The sequence below is a fragment of the Parabacteroides sp. AF17-28 genome (genome assembly GCF_003479205.1).
In the GTDB taxonomy this organism is placed as follows: Bacteria; Bacteroidota; Bacteroidia; order Bacteroidales; family Tannerellaceae; genus Parabacteroides; species Parabacteroides acidifaciens.
Window position 1 is genome coordinate 71,861 of record NZ_QUGV01000002.1, and the last position, 17,327, is coordinate 89,187.

At 47.0% G+C, this 17,327-nt stretch carries 12 protein-coding genes; 6 read left to right on the forward strand and 6 right to left on the reverse strand.

Annotated features, from left to right (window positions below; all coding sequences use genetic code 11):
- Window position 1 precedes the first annotated feature (1 nt).
- On the reverse strand, window positions 2-1,015 hold the full coding sequence (locus DWW90_RS01790; protein WP_115498265.1) for an ATP-dependent 6-phosphofructokinase: 1,014 nt from the start codon (window positions 1,013-1,015) through the stop codon (window positions 2-4).
- Window positions 1,016-1,123: 108 nt separating this feature from the next.
- Here DWW90_RS01790 and DWW90_RS01795 point away from each other — a divergent pair, with 108 nt between their 5' ends.
- On the forward strand, window positions 1,124-2,641 hold the full coding sequence (locus tag DWW90_RS01795) for a GH3 auxin-responsive promoter family protein (RefSeq protein WP_122343775.1): 1,518 nt from the start codon (window positions 1,124-1,126) through the stop codon (window positions 2,639-2,641).
- Between the two features lie 6 nt (window positions 2,642-2,647).
- Here the strand turns inward: DWW90_RS01795 and DWW90_RS01800 are convergent, their stop codons facing one another.
- The 4 genes from DWW90_RS01800 to DWW90_RS01815 form a co-directional block, all read right to left on the reverse strand.
- The gene (locus tag DWW90_RS01800) at window positions 2,648-3,505 is read right to left on the reverse strand and encodes a phosphatase PAP2 family protein (RefSeq protein WP_233547626.1); all 858 of its coding nucleotides are present in this window, start codon (window positions 3,503-3,505) and stop codon (window positions 2,648-2,650) included.
- A 71-nt stretch (window positions 3,506-3,576) separates the two neighbouring features.
- Window positions 3,577-4,674 carry a 2-aminoethylphosphonate--pyruvate transaminase gene (phnW, locus tag DWW90_RS01805; RefSeq protein ID WP_122343777.1) on the reverse strand — a complete coding sequence of 366 codons (1,098 nt, stop codon included), beginning with the start codon at window positions 4,672-4,674 and terminating at the stop codon, window positions 3,577-3,579.
- Between the two features lie 29 nt (window positions 4,675-4,703).
- Complete coding sequence (gene phnX, locus DWW90_RS01810; protein ID WP_115498261.1) at window positions 4,704-5,486, reverse strand: phosphonoacetaldehyde hydrolase; 783 nt, start codon at window positions 5,484-5,486, stop codon at window positions 4,704-4,706.
- Between the two features lie 43 nt (window positions 5,487-5,529).
- Complete coding sequence (locus DWW90_RS01815) at window positions 5,530-6,840, reverse strand: DUF5690 family protein (protein ID WP_122343778.1); 1,311 nt, start codon at window positions 6,838-6,840, stop codon at window positions 5,530-5,532.
- A 199-nt stretch (window positions 6,841-7,039) separates the two neighbouring features.
- Between DWW90_RS01815 and DWW90_RS01820 the strand changes: the two genes are divergently transcribed.
- Window positions 7,040-7,918: a hypothetical protein gene (locus DWW90_RS01820; RefSeq protein ID WP_122343779.1), complete on the forward strand. Its 879-nt coding sequence runs from the start codon at window positions 7,040-7,042 to the stop codon at window positions 7,916-7,918.
- A gap of 6 nt (window positions 7,919-7,924) precedes the next feature.
- On the opposite strand, the gene DWW90_RS01825 is transcribed toward DWW90_RS01820, so the two are convergent.
- Complete coding sequence (locus DWW90_RS01825; RefSeq protein WP_122343780.1) at window positions 7,925-10,180, reverse strand: inorganic phosphate transporter; 2,256 nt, start codon at window positions 10,178-10,180, stop codon at window positions 7,925-7,927.
- 220 nt (window positions 10,181-10,400) lie between these two features.
- Here DWW90_RS01825 and DWW90_RS01830 point away from each other — a divergent pair, with 220 nt between their 5' ends.
- The 4 genes from DWW90_RS01830 to DWW90_RS01845 all read left to right on the forward strand — a co-directional run bounded on the left by DWW90_RS01830 (window position 10,401) and on the right by DWW90_RS01845 (window position 17,322).
- On the forward strand, window positions 10,401-10,940 hold the full coding sequence (locus DWW90_RS01830; RefSeq protein WP_167451626.1) for an RNA polymerase sigma-70 factor: 540 nt from the start codon (window positions 10,401-10,403) through the stop codon (window positions 10,938-10,940).
- A 307-nt stretch (window positions 10,941-11,247) separates the two neighbouring features.
- Entirely contained in the window at window positions 11,248-12,741 is a 1,494-nt protein-coding gene (locus tag DWW90_RS01835; RefSeq protein WP_199662157.1) for an FAD-dependent oxidoreductase, read from the forward strand.
- An 80-nt stretch (window positions 12,742-12,821) separates the two neighbouring features.
- Window positions 12,822-13,817 (forward strand): FecR family protein, encoded by a 996-nt coding sequence (locus DWW90_RS01840; RefSeq protein WP_122343782.1) that lies wholly within the window; start codon window positions 12,822-12,824, stop codon window positions 13,815-13,817.
- Between the two features lie 157 nt (window positions 13,818-13,974).
- Window positions 13,975-17,322: a TonB-dependent receptor gene (locus DWW90_RS01845; RefSeq protein ID WP_199662158.1), complete on the forward strand. Its 3,348-nt coding sequence runs from the start codon at window positions 13,975-13,977 to the stop codon at window positions 17,320-17,322.
- Window positions 17,323-17,327 lie beyond the last annotated feature (5 nt).

Consider the following 17,327-nt stretch of genomic DNA (forward strand, 5'->3'; position numbering starts at 1 on the left):
TTCAACTCCCAAAGGAGATTCCCATCCGTTGCCCCTGTACAATCAGATCATGGTCCGGAGTCACCAGCTTCAGTTTACCGGCCACTTCCGACAGCGGGACAGACTCGACACAATCTCCTTTCATACAAACCATGCGCCCGAAGCGTCTCTCGGCAATCAATTCCGTAGCATGTCCGCCCAAGCGGGTTGCCAGATTGCGGTCGAACGGCGAAGGATTGCCTCCGCGCTGGATATATCCCAACACCGTATCACGACATTCGATGCCGGTTGCCTCCTCGATGGCACGCGTCACATAAACGGAAGGACGCTCTTTGTTCGGCGTCTCGACGCCTTCGGCCACGACAACGATCGAATAGGGTTTGCCCTTGCGGGCACGTTCCAGGATCGTTTCGTTTACCTTCTCCAAGTCATAGCCTAATTCGGGAATCAGGATCACATCGGCGCCTCCCGCCATTCCGGCATAAAGGGCGATCCATCCGGCATGATGGCCCATCACTTCGACCACCATCACACGTTTGTGGGAACTGGCGGTCGAATGCAGACGGTCGATCGCTTCGGTTGCTATGTTCACGGCTGTATCGAAGCCGAACGTAATATCCGTTCCCCAGACATCATTATCGATTGTTTTCGGTACGCCGATCACATTCAGTCCCAAGGCGGAAAGCATGCCGGCAGTCTTCTGTGTCCCGTTGCCGCCGATGCAGACCAGGCAATCCAGGCCTAACTCTTCATAATTCTGCATAATGACCTGCGGTTTCTCGCTCTCGCCGGAAGCCAACAGTTTACGGAAAGGTTTTTCGCGGGAAGTACCCAAAATAGTTCCACCCAGATTCAGGATACCGGAGAGGCTGCGTTCGTCGAACGTCTGTACATCTTTATTCAATAAGCCTACGAAACCGCTGTGGATACCGACCACTTCCATGCCGTAATGCATGATGGCCGTCTTGCCGACACCGCGAATCGTTGCGTTTATACCGGGACAATCGCCTCCGGAAGAAAGGATTCCTATTCTCATCGTTATACAGGATTAAGTATGTAGCACAAAGATAGGAAAATATGCATATCTTAAGATATTAATAGAAAGAGAATGCCTACATTTGTACGCAATACAAATAAAAGGAGCATGGATATTCTAACGAATACGATATCACTACTCTTCCGCCCCCGGCAAAAAGAGATCGCAAGATTCGCGCAGGAAACCGACGTTATCCAGCGTAACCAGTTGCAATCCCTTCTATCTACCGCCCGCAACACTGAGTGGGGCTTGAAATACGACTACAAAAGCATTCAGAGATATGCCGACTTTTGCCGGCGTATCCCCTTGCAGACTTACGACGATATAAAACCATACGTCACCCGTATGATAAACGGAGAAAGGAATATACTCTGGCCTTCGGTCGTCCGGTGGTACGCGAAAAGCAGCGGCACCACGAACGATAAAAGCAAATTCCTCCCCGTCACCCCTGAAATTCTGAGAGGGTGCCATTATAAAGGCGGCTTCGACACCGTCTCCGTCTATCTACGAAACACTCCCGACAGCCATTTCTTCGCCAGCAAAGGCCTGATCTTAGGCGGCAGCCACAGCCCGTCGCCCCTGAACCGGAATGCACACTGCGGGGACCTTTCGGCCGTCTTGTTGCAGAATCTGAATCCGTTGGTGAACCTGATTCGCGTCCCTGCCAAAAAAATCATCCTTATGGACGAATGGGAAAGCAAGATCAAGGCGATTGTCGAAAGCACCTGCCGGGCCGATGTGAACAGCCTTTCCGGCGTCCCTTCCTGGATGCTGGTCCTGATCAAGGCGATGCTGAAAAAGACCGGACGGGAATACCTGACCGATGTCTGGCCGAATATGGAGGTATTCTTCCACGGCGGCATCAGTTTCGAGCCCTATCGCGACCAATACAAGGCGCTGATTCCTTCAGACCGAATGCATTACATGGAAACCTACAACGCTTCGGAGGGATTCTTCGGCCTTCAGGACGATCCGGATGAGCACAGCCTGTTGATGATGATCGACTACGGCGTGTTCTATGAATTTATCCCGATCAATGAGGTGGGCAGCGACAACCCGACTATTCTTCCGTTGGAAGCCGTCGAAGTCGGCAAGAATTATGCGATGGTGATTACCACATCCGGCGGCCTTTGGCGATACCAGATCGGCGACACCGTCCGTTTCACCTCCCTGCATCCGCACAAGTTCGTGATATCGGGACGTACCAAGAACTATATCAATGCCTTTGGGGAAGAGTTGATGGTGGACAATGCCGACAAGGCGATCAGTGCTGTCTCGCGCCTGACCGGAGCAAAAGTGAAAGAATACACCGCCGCTCCCCTCTTTATGCTTGACAAGGCAAAAGGCCGCCATCAATGGATGGTCGAATTCGAGAAGATGCCGCCTTCGTTAGACGATTTTGCCGCTTTGTTAGACAAGACGCTGCAACAGCTCAACTCCGACTATGAGGCCAAACGCTATAAGGAGATTTCGCTTCAGCCATTGGAAATTATAGTTGCACGCGAGGGCACGTTCTACGAGTGGCTCCGCATGAAAGGGAAATTAGGCGGCCAGCACAAGATTCCCCGCCTTAGCAACGAGCGGACATTCATCGAAGAACTGATCCGCATCAGCGAAACGGAATAAGATATCCTAAAATTTCCAGGAAAGATAAAGACCACCGCCCTCGGGAGACAGCGTCGGGGCTATAACCAGGCGGTCGCTGGCTTTCAGGTTAATCCGGCGGGCAATCGCATTACGAATCGGGAAATAGGTCAGATAGGCAAGCTCGACGGAAAGGATGCCGAAACCGGCTCCGGCAACCACATCCGCCACCCAGTGACGGTTGTTATACAGGCGGGAACAGGCGACAAGCGTGGCCAAGCCATAACCTGAATAGGCCAACACCGGACTGCTGTCCTTAAACTCCTTCCAGGCGACGTGCGCACCTAAAAAAACATTTGCTGTATGCCCGGAGGGAAAAGAATGCGGACCGCCATCGGGACGGATTTCGTTGACCGCATATTTAACTGTTCGCGTCATGGCTGCATTAAATCCTTCGGCGATGACAACCAGGCAAAGCTGGTCCACCCAATTGTGCTTCTCCTTCCCCATCAGGTCGCAGACAAACACCCAACCTAACATTCCCCATTCCATATAATCGTCTATGCGGATTTGCTTCACGGAATCTTTGCGCGAGAGAAGATGGAAATCGTTCATTCCGTCTATCGCCGTACCGACAGCTCCGACTGTAATCAGGGATGCCGGAAGAATCAGGCTTTTCGGATTGAACTTATACGGCACAACCGGCATGCGCTGCCGAAGGGTATCGGAAGCCGCGCCCTGTTCCCGCGCCTGACGCGGGATCGCATCAAAACCTGCCGTATCGGGCTTTAATTGATAAAGCCGCTCATCTTGCGGCCCCGCGTCAAGCGCGGGGACAGAGACAGCGGCTGCCATTTCTATTGTGAACTGAAATAAGAACAGTAAAATGCAAACGAAATATTTCACGAAACTGTGTATTGATTTTCGGTTGCAAAGAAACGAAATTCTCCTTAGCTCACAACCATACACTTGCTATTTTAATATCTTATCGATTGAATCGCCTGTAAAAGCGCTTTCATATCTTCAGGGAAAACATCGCCGATATTTCCGATACGGAAGGTGTCGGCGTCGGAAATCTTACCCGGATAAATAACGAACCCTTTTGCCTTCAACTGTTCGTAGAAAGAGGCGAAATCAAAGCCGGCCGAAGGATAACGGAAAGAGGTGATGATCGGGCCCTGCGAGGCATCGGGCAGCAAGGTCTCGAAGCCTAAGGCGCGCATGCCGTCGACCAACGTGCGGTGGTTCTTTTTGTAACGTTCCGAGCGGGCTGCGATGCCGCCTTCTTCGTTCAGTTCCTTCATGGCCTGATAGAACGCGTGTACCACATGCGTGGGAGAGGTGAAGCGCCATTTGCCGCCGCCTTTCTCCATCGCTTCCCATTGCGCATAGATATCGAGCGAGAGGGAACGGGCATTGCCTTTCGTTGCGACCAATTTATCCTTCTTTGCGATAATAAAGCCGAAACCGGGAACGCCCTGGATACATTTGTTGGCGCTGCTGACCAGGAAGTCGATGCCCAGCCCTTTCATGTCAATAGGCACACCGCCGAAGCTGCTCATCGCATCGACAATAAAAGTGATGTCACGGCCTTTCAGCACCTCTGCCACCTCCTCGATCGGATTCAGCAAGCCGGTGGTTGTTTCGCTATGCACCATTGACAGATGAGTGACGCCCGGATTGGCTTCGAGTGCCTTACAGGCCACTTCGCCGGTGATCAGTTCGGTTTCGTGCAAAGAAACCAGTACATGGTCGATATGGTAATATCCGGCAATCTGAGCCATCCGTTTCCCATAAGCGCCGTTTGCCAGGATCAACAGTTTATCGGTCGGTTTTACGGCAGCACCGATAGTCGCTTCCACACAATATGTGCCGCTTCCCTGCAATAAGACGTTTGTATATTCATCCTCATCCAGGCCTGCAATAGCCAACAGGCCTTTACGGATCGGAGTGACAATTCCTTCGTTATAATCTTTATCCCACGTGCACCAGTCCTGCAACATGGCTTCACGAACCGTTTCGGACGTACTCAAAGGGCCGGGGGTAAGTAATAGATAGTTTCGTTTTGTATTCATGATGTAAATATTATGTTTTTGTGATGATTTTACCGATTAATCCTTTCGATGCAAGCCGGGAGTTCCGTGATGTTGTCGAGGACGAAATGGGCACCGGCGTTCAGCATCCGTTGGCGAACTTCCCGTTTCAGTTCTGCCAGTTCGTCGGCGGAGCGATGATTGTATTCCTTTTCCGTCAAGCCCATCTCGTTGCTGCCGGTGACGATGCCTATACTCCAGACTTTCGCATTCAGCCCTTCCTTGATATCGGCAATCGTATCGCCCACTTTCACCACATTATCGACAGAAGGGATAGCCAGGTCGATCATATTCTTATAAATCATATATGGAGCAGGACGACCGGCGGGAACATCATCCGGAGTAACCAGATTATCCACCACATATCCTTTGGCGGCAGCGTCGGGACGAACCACGTCCATCATTGCCTGCGTATAGCCGGTGGTCGAACCGATCCGGATACCTTGTCCGCGCAGCACTTCCATCGTTTCCAGTACGCCGGGGATCGGATCTGTAAAGTTGCGGAGGGAGGCAAAGAGGTGCTTTTCAAAACTCCGGTACATCTCGTTCACGTCATCCATGTTCCAGTCGCGGTTATAACGCGCCCGGAATTTGTCTGTCACTTCTGGCATATTCAGGATCGCCTTGATATGGTCTATTTTCAACAGCCCCATCGGCTCACGCGCCTGGCGGTAGGTTATATCTACTCCTTTTTCTTCGGAGAAAACCTTCAGGAAGGCATTCAGAGGAGCAAAACAGCCGAAATCGACAGCCGTTCCGGCCCAGTCCATAATCACACACGAAATCTTTTTCATAACTTACTTATTTCATTATTATACTTATTTACTTATTCATTCATCAAGCCATCGTGATAGCGTTCTGCGGAGTCGCATCAAACACCTCGCCGCTCTTGACTGTCAAGCCGTTTTCCTTCCGGAAACGCTGGTGCAAATATACAAAGGAACAGATGAAGGTGATGCAGCAGAAAATACCGACATACCCCGCAAACTGGTTGTAAAACACAGCCCAGTCGATATGAGGATTACAAAACTCCTTCAGTACGAGCACAAGTACCGTCCCGGTGTATCCTAAGAAGTCCGTCGTCACAATAAAGAACCCCACATTCCCGTGAATACTGAAACAGGCAATGAACCGGTCGAAGAAAATCGTCTGGAAAGTAAGATAAGCAATATACAGGCAAAGGCTCTGGACAAAGAGCCAGACAACGGGAGACAGCCGGAACCGCTCCTGCCCGAAAGAGACGATAGACATCACGATCATCCCCATAATAATCAGACAAAAGAGAATGGAAAGGGCTTTCAGATTGTCCTTTACAAAGACCATCAACCCGAATATCCCCAGGATAATGAGCGTCACCACACTGTCGATCTGGGCAAAAAGCCAGGGAGAATAGTTGGAGACATCTATGATATTCACAAGGAAATCCTCTTTTATATCGCGCAACACCACAATCGCGATATTGGCAACAAACAACATCAGAAGAAAGGGCATGAAGTTCCTGAACAGTTCCCAGCGTTGTTTCCCGTTCAGCGTAGCCCGCTCCGACTTCATCGCAATATCTTCTTCGGTAGGCTGCGGCAAACGGTTCAGCACATATCCTAACAGTGCCAGAACCGGCAATGCCACCGCACCGATCAATGCAGGCATCCAGAACTCATTCACATGCAGGTTATTCATCACGAAAAGTCCCGCCGACTTGGCCGTTCCCGAGCTGATCACCATGCTGACGCCTAAGAGGCTGGCCAGGATATCCGTCATCCGCCGTCCCTCGATAAAGCTAAAAATAACTCCCCACATACAACCTAACGACAGGCCATTCAGGAACATCGCCGCAATATTATAAGGAGCGGAAAGCAACCCGAAGAACACTAACGAAAGCTCCGCCATGACAATTGACATCAAAATGAATTTCAGACGTTCTTCCCGTTTCAATTCGGAGATGAGCTTAATCCCCATAAACTTGGAAATCACATACCCCAATATCTGGGAAATCGTCACGACCACCTTATAATCCATTCCGAAGAAATCGACATCCTCGAAAGCTGCCGCCGTGTACGGTTTGCGCAAGGCATAGACCAATGAGTAAGAAAGAAGAGCGGCACCGCCGGCCCAAAGGATAAAAAGAAAATCGGAAAACCGTCTGTTCATAACATGCTGTCATTTTGTTTACGGCAGCAAAAGTACAGGCGGCATATTACAACAATATTACTGAAAACATGAATGTTTATTATTAATACCTACTATAAATCAATGATTTATAAAGCAATATTTATGTAATATTCATGTAACACAAATGCAATATGCCTGTACTTATTTTGCAATACAAAAACAGTAAACAAAAAACAATATGGACGACTTCCGGGAACTCTATCAACGAATAGAATATCTGCGAAACAACGGGGTAAAAATGAAAGAAATAGCCGACTGCGCCGAAATGGCTCCCAGCATCCTGTCTTCTTTATATACGACAGTGCTCCCGGCCTATTTTGAGGGGCTGAAAAATTGTCCACAGGAAGAAGCATTGGAACGTGCGCTTGTTCTGGTTAACAATATCTCCAAACGCAGATTGCTTTCCATCCTGCCGGATTTACTGGAACGGTTAGACAAACTGGAACCGGCCGTAAACGACACCCGGAAAGCAAACCCCTTCCTTGAACATTTACAGGAAGAGGTACAGTTATCGATTCACCGGGTCGACAATATATGCGGGCTTTACACCAGTTACAGCCTTTCATCCTCGTCGGACTGCCTGAAAGTAGAACCTTTCATCATCAACCTGTCGGAGAACAAAGAGCATATCCGTATCGGGCGGCTGAACGCCTATGGGGAAGCACAATGGGGAATGGGCGTCATCGGCGACCCGCAGAATTTCTATTGCATGTTCAGCGAAAACCCGTCCCCGCAATTTACATTAGTTACAGTCTACCTGCAGATCCCCTTCTTCCGGAATCCCCGGCAACTGCGCGGCCTGTATATCGGCCTTGACTACAACCGAAACCCGGTTGCCCGCCGCATCCTGCTGATCAAGGAGTCCGACAGCACGGATACAGAAGAATTCCTAACTATGGAAAGCGGTCTGGTTCAAAAGGAGGACTTCACGCCCGAACAGCAAGCCTATTACGACTACACCTGCCAGACGGGCGATTACATCAAAATGTGTACCGTGCCGTCCCTCCAAATGAACGAAACCGATTTGATTAAAGAGAAGAAAATGTTATCATTATAACATCCATTATTCTTTCTGGAACTTGCGGCTAACCTTCAACAGATTCGTCGTAAACGCAACCACATTCTGCGCCTCCTGCACCATATTCAGGTACACCATGCTCACTTTCGTGCTTCCGCTCTGTCCCTGGATACGCTTCAGTTCCTCTTTCTTCAGGAGCGTGAGCCCTGCATTCAGTTCTGCCGATTCGGCAACGAGGTCGTCCAAGCGGTGGTAATCGTTGCTTTCAATCATGGCGGCGCCACGTTTGAGGAAAGACACAATATTGTCGGTCATCTTTCCGAAATCCTCTTTCTGAACCTCGCTCAACGGACTGAAATGGTTATCGACATGCTCTTTGCCAGGTTCCGTCAGACGGCGGATACTGAATATGATCTCGCTCGCAAAGTCATTTCCCTGATAATAGTACAATCCTTTATCGATCGCAATATCATGTTCCAACTGAGTCACGCCCAGCGTTCCGACACGTTTCACCTGTTTCAGGTAGCTCTTCTTCTCCTCGACCGCACTCATCACCTTACGAAGCTCACGCAGGTTCTCATCCATAAAGCCATGAACGGAACGGCTGAAAGCATCCGATGCAAAGTTCAGGACATTGCAGAGTTCTTCGCGACTATGTTCGCGGAACAGGGAAAGAGCCTCACGCTTATCCGTCGTCTCACGCAGTTTGGAAATCGTAGAATCGACCTCTTGCTGCATCGCTTCTTTCTTCATCTTTTTGCGATAGGTAAGATGACTGCGAATCAGCATATAAACAGCCAACCCGACCATTGCCGCCATAGCCGCAACACCTCCGACATGGATCAGCAAAGCAACGATAAAACAGATTGTGAAAGCCGCTCCCGCCGTAATAAACCAACCGCCGATCACGGATAACACACCGGTAATACGGTAGACAGCACTCTCACGTCCCCAGGCACGGTCAGCCAACGAACTACCCATCGCCACCATGAAAGCCACGTATGTCGTAGACAGCGGCAGCTTCAACGAAGTACCGACAGCAATCAGCAAACCGGAAAGCACCACATTGACGGAAGCACGGACCAGATCAAAACTGGCCTTATCCTCAAGAATCATTTCGCTGTTATCAAAACGGCTGTCTATCCAGTCCTTCATACGCGGAGGGACAACGCTCAGAATCGTATTGGAGATATTGTTGCAGGTACGGACCAGCGTGCGTGCAACCGGAGATGTCCCGAAGTTTTCGTTTCCCTCCGACTGGCGGGAAAGATCGAGGGATGTTTTCACCACATTATGCGCCTTCTTTGAAGTAGCAAGCGCGATGACCATCACAATACCGGAACCAAACAGGAAATACCAGGGCGTCTTAGCCGGTTCGAGCAAAGATTCCATCAGGAATGTATTCGTCGTGGTCGTCCCACCCTGTGCCATCAGATCCATATAAGAAGAATAACCGGCCAGGGGAACACCGATGAAGTTCACCAGGTCATTCCCGGCAAAAGCGAGTGCGAGCGCAAACGTACCCATCAGGATCACAACCTTGAATACATTTACTTTCAGCCAATACAACACCTGCATCAGGATCGTAAAGAAGATGAAAGCCCCCCACACCACTTTATCCGTATTTCCATAAATCAGTTCCTTCAGGTCGCCTTCCATAAAAGAGCTCGACTTCAATCCCTTTATCAGCATAAAATAAAGAATGGACGTGGCAGCCAGACCGGCAAACAGGCCCACAAAATATTTAGCGTGCTTCTTATAGTTAAACGTAAAAATCAGACGCGAAATATATTGCACAACTGTCCCGAAGAAGAAAGCGATTGCCACGGAAAGGAAAATACCCAATATCACGGTAAACGCCTTATCCGTATTCAATAAATCGCCCAGTTGCAGCATACCGTTCGAATTGGCTATCTTGACTAATGAAATCGCAACCGTACCGCCTAATAGCTCGAAAACCAATGAGACGGTTGTCGACGTAGGCATCCCTAAGGAATTAAAAATATCCAATAACACCACATCGGTCAACATGACAGCCAGCAAAATGCACATAATCTCCGAGAAGAAGAAATGTTGCGGCTGGTAAATTCCGTGCCTGGCAATATCCATCATGCCGTTGGAAAGTGAAGCGCCGACGAATACGCCGACAGCAGCAATCACCATAATAACTTTAAACGATGCAGCCTTCGATCCTATTGCTGAATTCAGGAAATTCACCGCATCATTACTCACTCCGACAGACAAATCGAATATTGCCAGTATAAAGAGGAAAATAATCAGAAAGAGATAGAATGTCTCCATAATTGCTTGTTATCTTATTTGGTTGCAAAGGTCTGAAACAAATATTACGCACAAATGACATAGATGTTACAAACCTGTTACAATCATGACTACTTGCATTTGAAAACAGTTAATCCGAAAATAATGTTATCCAGGCTAAGGGTTTTTCTCTACATTCGCGACTACTTATATAGAACATTGTTAATCTTACTCATATTTGGGAGAGAATCGAGACAATATCATGCAATGGGTTTGCGAGATGGCTCTGTCTGACTCGCAAACGGCTCTTAAATCGCTTTACATGTCCTATTTCGGACGGTTAATGCGGTTCGTAAGCCTGTATGTCTCATCGCCGACAGAATCCGAAGAGATCGTCTCCGATACATTCCTGGCTCTTTGGAACAGCCGCCAGCAACTCCCCGGCGTGGCTAACTTCGATTCCTATATTTATACCATTGCCCGCCACAAAGCGATCAGCTACTATCGCAAACAGAACATGGAAAAGATATCTCTTGATGAAGTATCCATCGACTTGTTCACCTCTACCGAAACGACTCCCGAAGAAGACCTCATCAGCCAGGAAGGGATTAAACGCCTGAATATGGCAATCGAATCCCTGCCCGCAAAATGCAAGGTCGCATTCAAGCTCATCCGCGAAGACAAGCTCAAATACAAGGAAGCCGCCGACATCCTCGACATCTCCGTCAAAACCCTGGAAGCGCACCTGGCCAATGCTGTTCGGAAACTACGGGAAGCATTGGCTGAAGATACTTCTATTTAACATTTTTGATCCGTCCCCTATTGCATGTTACAACTGTATTCCTTTCATGTCACAACTGTCTTCCTTCTATGTTACAGTTATCTTTCTTTTGTTTCACGGCTGTAACATGAATAGCAGATGGCGCGGGCCAACCTCTACATGCCAGTCCATCCATTCCTACATGGACATAAACAGCAACCCGAACCGGCTTATACCTCCGGCATCCCTACATATTTTTTCCAAGACGACTAAGGCTTTTTTTCTGTTGATGCGACTAATATTATATAAGTACTCCAAATGAATATATCATAATCTAATTTAATATCATATGAAACAAACACGAAGAAACTTCATTAAGAGCTCAGCTTTAGGAGTCATTACAACAATGGCTGGTAGACAATGCCTGGCAACAGAAAAAAGCACGGCAACAACATCCCGCGAACAAGGTAATTACCATTTTGTTCGTAATATTCCCATAGACAAAGAATATGATGTTATCATAGCCGGTGGTGGTCCGGCAGGCATCGGAGCAGCATTGAGTGCTGCCCGGTCAGGGTACAATGTGTTAATCATAGAAGCTATGGGCTGCTTGGGCGGCATGGGAACTTCAGGACTGGTGACAGCTTTCGACCCAATGGCTAACGGGGAAGAGATGTTGGTTGGCGGCATCATGTACGAAATCGTAATGAAAATGTATAAACGGGGATTCTTGGGACCGGACGAAAAACCGGAAATCTTTACAAAACACTATCATCACTGGACTGCTTTTCAAGGAGAAGGATACAAACTTCTCTTGGATGAATTAGTACAGGAGGCTGGTATAGAAGTCCGCTTCTTCACACGGGTAATAGATGCCGATGTGGATACAACACGCAAAAGAGTCAATGGCGTTATTCAGCAAAATATCGAGGGGCTACGTTACGTAAAAGCAAAAACTTTCATCGACTGTACAGGTGACGCTGTGCTGGCCGATCTATGCGGAGTAACCTGCAGGGAAGCAGGAAAAGACTCTCCCAGAATCATGCCGGCTACACTTTGTTCGATCTTCGCAAATATCGATTATCCCAATGCGGCACACGTCTATAACAACAACCCCTTGTTATTACAAGCGATCAAGGATGGGCATTTCACCTATACAGACAGGCATTTACCGGGGATATTCAAGGTCGGGGAAACGGTTGGCTACCTGAATGGAGGACATCTCTTCGGACTTAATGCATTGAACTGCGAAAGTCTTTCAAAAGGAATGATGCTTGGTCGGAAAATAGCAAGAGAATATCTGACTTTCTATCAGAAATATGTTCCGGGCTACGAAAAAATAGAACATGCAACAACTGCTTCATTAATGGGAGTGCGTGAATCACGCCGCATTTTAGGTGAATACGAATTAAAGTATGACGACTATGCCACAAAGCGCAAGTTCCCTGACCAGATTGCCTTGTTCAATAAGGCTGTCGATATCCATCCGTACAATGATTCGGAAGAAGAATACAAACGTCATATTAAAGAATATGAACAAACCGCCCGCTTAAAGCCCGGTGAATCTTTTGGAATTCCTTATTCGATCTTAGTGCCGCAAGGCTGGGATAACCTGTGGGTTGCCGGCCGATGTGCTTCGAGTGACGTAAGAGTACATGGATCTATCCGCGTACAACCGGCAGCCTGTATGATGGGGCAAGCAGCCGGAACTGCCGCCGCACAATCCATAAAAACCGGACAACCGGCATGTGATTTAAATACAGAAACATTAATAGAAACACTGAGAATAGCAGGGGCGAAACTTCCCCAAGAGAAATTATCTGCAAAAATGACGCGTATTTAGAAAGAGAACTCAATATTTTTCACCTAAAAGACTAAGGGATTTTTCAGCTTCCTGCGACTATTTTAATAGAAGCATTCAGAATGGAAAATAGAATAAATCATATAATCGCACGAGTCCTGAGCGGAGAAAGTTCTTCGGACGATATCCTTTCATTAAGCGAATGGCTAAATGAAGATAAAAAGAACAAGGAAGAATTTCGGCAGCTCAAGAACTATTGGGACGCAAATGTCGCACTCAAACATCCTGTTGTACCAACTTTTTCTGCGGATAAGCTACTCCAACAGATCGAGACCCAAGACAAACGCATCAAAAAAAGACAGTCGTGGCAAACTTATATATCCCTTATCGCTGCTGTCACTTTGCTGTTTATCTTCTCTTCTGCGTTTTTTCTTTATTATACAAACAGCTACGCGTCGGAATATTACACATTATTGACAGACGAACATAAATCCGACTTCACACTGGAAGACGGAACAGTCATTACTTTAAATAAGAATAGCCGCCTAAGTTATTCCAATAAATACGGGAAAGACAAACGGGACGTAAAGCTGGAAGGCGAAGCTTATTTCGAAGTGTCAAAAGACCCGGACAAACCCTTCCTGGTAGAGATGAACGGCGCCTCTATCGTCGTATTAGGCACGCATTTCAATGTCAAGGCGGATGCAGACTCTGACGATATCACGGCAACTTTAGTAGAAGGTTCTATTCGCTTTGAAGGGGCCAAACAGAACATTGTCATGACACCAAATCAACAGTTGACTTTCAGTCGATCGACAAATAAAGTAGATATCAAGCACGTCGACACAGACGTCTTTACTGCATGGAAAGACGGTCTGTTGAAATATAAGTCGATCCCGTTTATCGAACTGATGGAAGAACTGAAAAATACTTATAAAGTCGATATTAAGATTGACAACGAAGAGTTGAAGAAGCCGACTGTAACAGTTTCCGGCACATTTAGCAGAGAACAGAGCATTGAGCAGATCTTGAAAGTAATCTCACGCAGTCTTCCTATCCGATGGAATAATAGTAATGGAGTTTATTATATCCAATATGTAACACCTAAAAAACGATAATGCCTATGGAATAACACCAGCGTTAACCTAAAAAACCGGTCATACTTGAAAGCACAACCGGTTTTTAAATCTTTAAATTTAATATCCCGCTTCTTCCGCTCCGCGACCAAACATTGTGGATGAAGCGAATTATCAATCTTTAAATCAGTACAAAAATATGGAAAATGTTTCGTATTACAAGTCTTTCTTACCCAAAGGCTTAAAAAAACTCTTTACAATTATGAGAATCGCGGCTATCTTACTATTCGTGACTCTGTTTCAAGCGGTAGCAATAGAATCTACTTATTCTCAATCTGCCACCGTATCAGTTAAAGCAGAGCGGATACCCCTCACTGACCTGTTCTCCCAAATAGAGAAACAGAGCGAGTTTTTATTCTTCTATGTAGATGAAGAAGTAAAGAATATCAAAGTCAATGTGAAAGCTACTAACCAGCAAATCGACAAAGTTCTGGCACAAGCTTTATCCGGAACAGATCTAACTTATACGATTAATGACCGGAACATCAACATTGTCCGTAAAGCCTATGCATACCAACAGAGGCAAACCAAGCGTATTACGGGTAAAGTCATTGATGACAATGGCGAACCGATTATTGGTGCAAATATAGTAGAAAAAGGCACGACTAATGGTTCTATAACTGATATCGAAGGTTCCTTCGATATCAGTGTAGCATCTGATGCTACACTTTCGATTTCCTATATCGGATATAAAGCGATCGAAATAAAAGTAGACACACGCAGTTCCTACGATATCATACTTCACGAAGATTCAGAAGCACTGAGTGAAGTTGTGGTGATTGGTTACGGTACGGCCCGCAAGATTGATCTGACCGGTTCAACGTCCTCTTTGGGTGGTGACAAATTGCGGATGAAAAACACACCGCAACTATCCAGCCAGTTACAAGGACAAATGGCTGGAGTGCAGATCACCCGTTCGAGTGGCGACCCTACAGCCGGAGCAACGATCCGCGTGCGTGGAGTCACGACCATGTCGACCAACGACCCGTTGGTAATTGTGGATGGCGTACCGGGCGATATCAACGACATTGCCCCTGAAGACGTAAAAGACATCCAGGTTCTGAAAGATGCAGCTTCTGCTGCTATCTACGGTTCACGTGCGGCAGCAGGTGTTATCTTGATTACTACAAAACGCGCAAAAAACAAGGAATTCCACCTTTCATACAATGGAGAATACGGAATTGATACTCCAACAGACAAGCCAAAGTTCGCAAATTCAGTACAATGGATGAAAGGGCTCAACGAATTAGCTTTCAACGATGGCGCTTCTTCTCCTCATTCACTCTATTCGGAAGATGTGATCAACAATTACGCACAATTACGAGCTGAGGATCCCGATCGCTATGCAGACACTGACTTCATGGACTTGGGGCTGAAAAGCAGTACGCACCACCAACGGCACTCTCTTTCGCTCAGCGGCGGCACCGAAAAGCTGAAAACGAATTTCAGCCTCAATTACTACGAATCAGAAGCTCTGATAGACACAAAAAACTATGAACGTTTCAACATTCGTACCAATAATGATTATACGATTAACAACTGGATCCATGCAAATGTAGACCTCAACCTACTTTATTCCAATGCTACTGAACCACATCTCAGCATGGGTGAATTGATGGAACGGGCACCAATCTACAATGCCTATTGGTCCGACGGACGTTTTGCCGATGGTAAAGACGGAGACAATCCTATTGCACAACGCGAACTAAGTGGATCGATGAAAAAGCAAAACTATCGAGTCGGTGGTAAGATACAGTTAGACCTTACCCCTGTAGAAGGATTGACTTTGACAGCTATCGTTGCCCCTCAATACTCCTTCTATAAAGGAAAGGATCATAAAAAAAGATACGAAGTCTATCGTATTACCGGCGATCCTATCCCCGGAGTCGGCTATTCCTCGACCAGTCTCAGTGAAACCCGCAACGACAATCATAGTTTGACCAAACAGTTCTACGCCAACTATAAGTTGCAGCTGAATCGCCACTCTATCGGATTGATGGCCGGTTATGAAGATTATTCTTATAAATGGGAAGAAGAAGGAGCTTCACGTACCAATTATAGTTTGGTAAACTTCCCTTATCTGAACTTAGGGCCTGAAGATTATCAATTCAATAGTGGAAAAGCAGGACATAATGCCTATCGTTCGTTCTTCGGTCGTATCATGTATTCATGGGCAGATCGCTATATGTTGCAAGCTAATATCCGCTCTGACGGTTCTTCCCGTTTTGCAGATGGTCATCGTTGGGGTACATTCCCCTCTGTCAGTGCCGGCTGGGTCATTTCTGAAGAGCCGTGGTTCAATAAGAGTGTGGTCGACTACCTGAAGTTCCGTGGTTCAATCGGACAGTTGGGCAACGAACGTATCGGTTCGGAATTTCCTTACCAAGCCAAACTGAGCTTCGGCACAGGCTTTATTCCCAATGCTACTACCGGTGTTTCAGACATCGTGCAGACAGCTTACCAGACAGACTACGCGTTTAACGATCTGACGTGGGAAACTACGACAACCTACGGTATCGGAGCTGATATCACCTTGCTGAGCAACAGACTGCGTGCTTCATTAGATTACTACTACAAAAAGACGACGGATATGTTAATGGAGGTAGGATTCCCTTCCTATTTCGGTTATAATGCACCACAAAACAATGCAGCAGACATGAACACGAGAGGTTGGGATCTTGAACTTTCCTGGAGCGACCAGATCAACGATTTCCGCTATGGTGTAAGTTTCAACTTATCTGATTATCGCTCGAAAATGGGATATATGGCGGATAGACAAAAGATTGACGGAGCCAAACTGACTGAAGAAGGTTCTTATTATAATGAATGGTACGGCTACAAAAGTATGGGAATTATCTTGAACGAAGCAGCCATGTTAGACGAAAACGGTAACAAGATTCCCGTTCTGACCAATAACGATGCGGCCGGTAATATCCGTTACCAGGATATCGATAACGACGGTAAGATCACTGCATCCAACGACCGTGTACGCTTAGGGAACTCATTGCCGGAAATGCAATACGGCGGATCTCTTTGGGGTGAATGGAAAAACTTTGATTTCAACCTGTCATTCCAAGGCATCGGCCATCAACTTTCCTATTGGGGATGGCCCGGCACACCGTTCAACTATCAGGCCTATGCCTGCCCGCTGAATCTGATCGAGAGCCATTGGAGCCCATCTGCTACAGATGCCGAAAATGCAAAGGCTAAATATCCGAAGTTGACGACCAACAATGCCAATATTTATGCCAACAGCGACTTCTACCTTTTCAACGGGGCTTATATGCGTATCAAAAACATCACATTAGGATACACCATTCCGGCTGAAATCACAAAGAAGTTCTTCGTCAATAAGTTGAGAGTATATGTCAGTGTCAACGACCTACCGGCATTCTCAAAATATCCCGAAGGATACGATCCTGAGTGGAGTCGTAACAGCGACCTCCTTTTGTCTTCTTATATTTTTGGTCTGAATGTTTCATTTTAATTAAA

Coding starts and splice junctions, on each gene's coding strand:
- DWW90_RS01790 (WP_115498265.1), bottom strand. CDS start 1,015: ATGAGAATAGGAATCCTTTCTTCCGGAGGCGATTGTCCCGGTATAAAC.
- DWW90_RS01795 (WP_122343775.1), top strand. CDS start 1,124: ATGGATATTCTAACGAATACGATATCACTACTCTTCCGCCCCCGGCAA.
- phnW (WP_122343777.1), bottom strand. CDS start 4,674: ATGAATACAAAACGAAACTATCTATTACTTACCCCCGGCCCTTTGAGT.
- phnX (WP_115498261.1), bottom strand. CDS start 5,486: ATGAAAAAGATTTCGTGTGTGATTATGGACTGGGCCGGAACGGCTGTC.
- DWW90_RS01815 (WP_122343778.1), bottom strand. CDS start 6,840: ATGAACAGACGGTTTTCCGATTTTCTTTTTATCCTTTGGGCCGGCGGT.
- DWW90_RS01820 (WP_122343779.1), top strand. CDS start 7,040: ATGGACGACTTCCGGGAACTCTATCAACGAATAGAATATCTGCGAAAC.
- DWW90_RS01825 (WP_122343780.1), bottom strand. CDS start 10,180: ATGGAGACATTCTATCTCTTTCTGATTATTTTCCTCTTTATACTGGCA.
- DWW90_RS01830 (WP_167451626.1), top strand. CDS start 10,401: ATGCAATGGGTTTGCGAGATGGCTCTGTCTGACTCGCAAACGGCTCTT.
- DWW90_RS01835 (WP_199662157.1), top strand. CDS start 11,248: ATGAAACAAACACGAAGAAACTTCATTAAGAGCTCAGCTTTAGGAGTC.
- DWW90_RS01840 (WP_122343782.1), top strand. CDS start 12,822: ATGGAAAATAGAATAAATCATATAATCGCACGAGTCCTGAGCGGAGAA.
- DWW90_RS01845 (WP_199662158.1), top strand. CDS start 13,975: ATGGAAAATGTTTCGTATTACAAGTCTTTCTTACCCAAAGGCTTAAAA.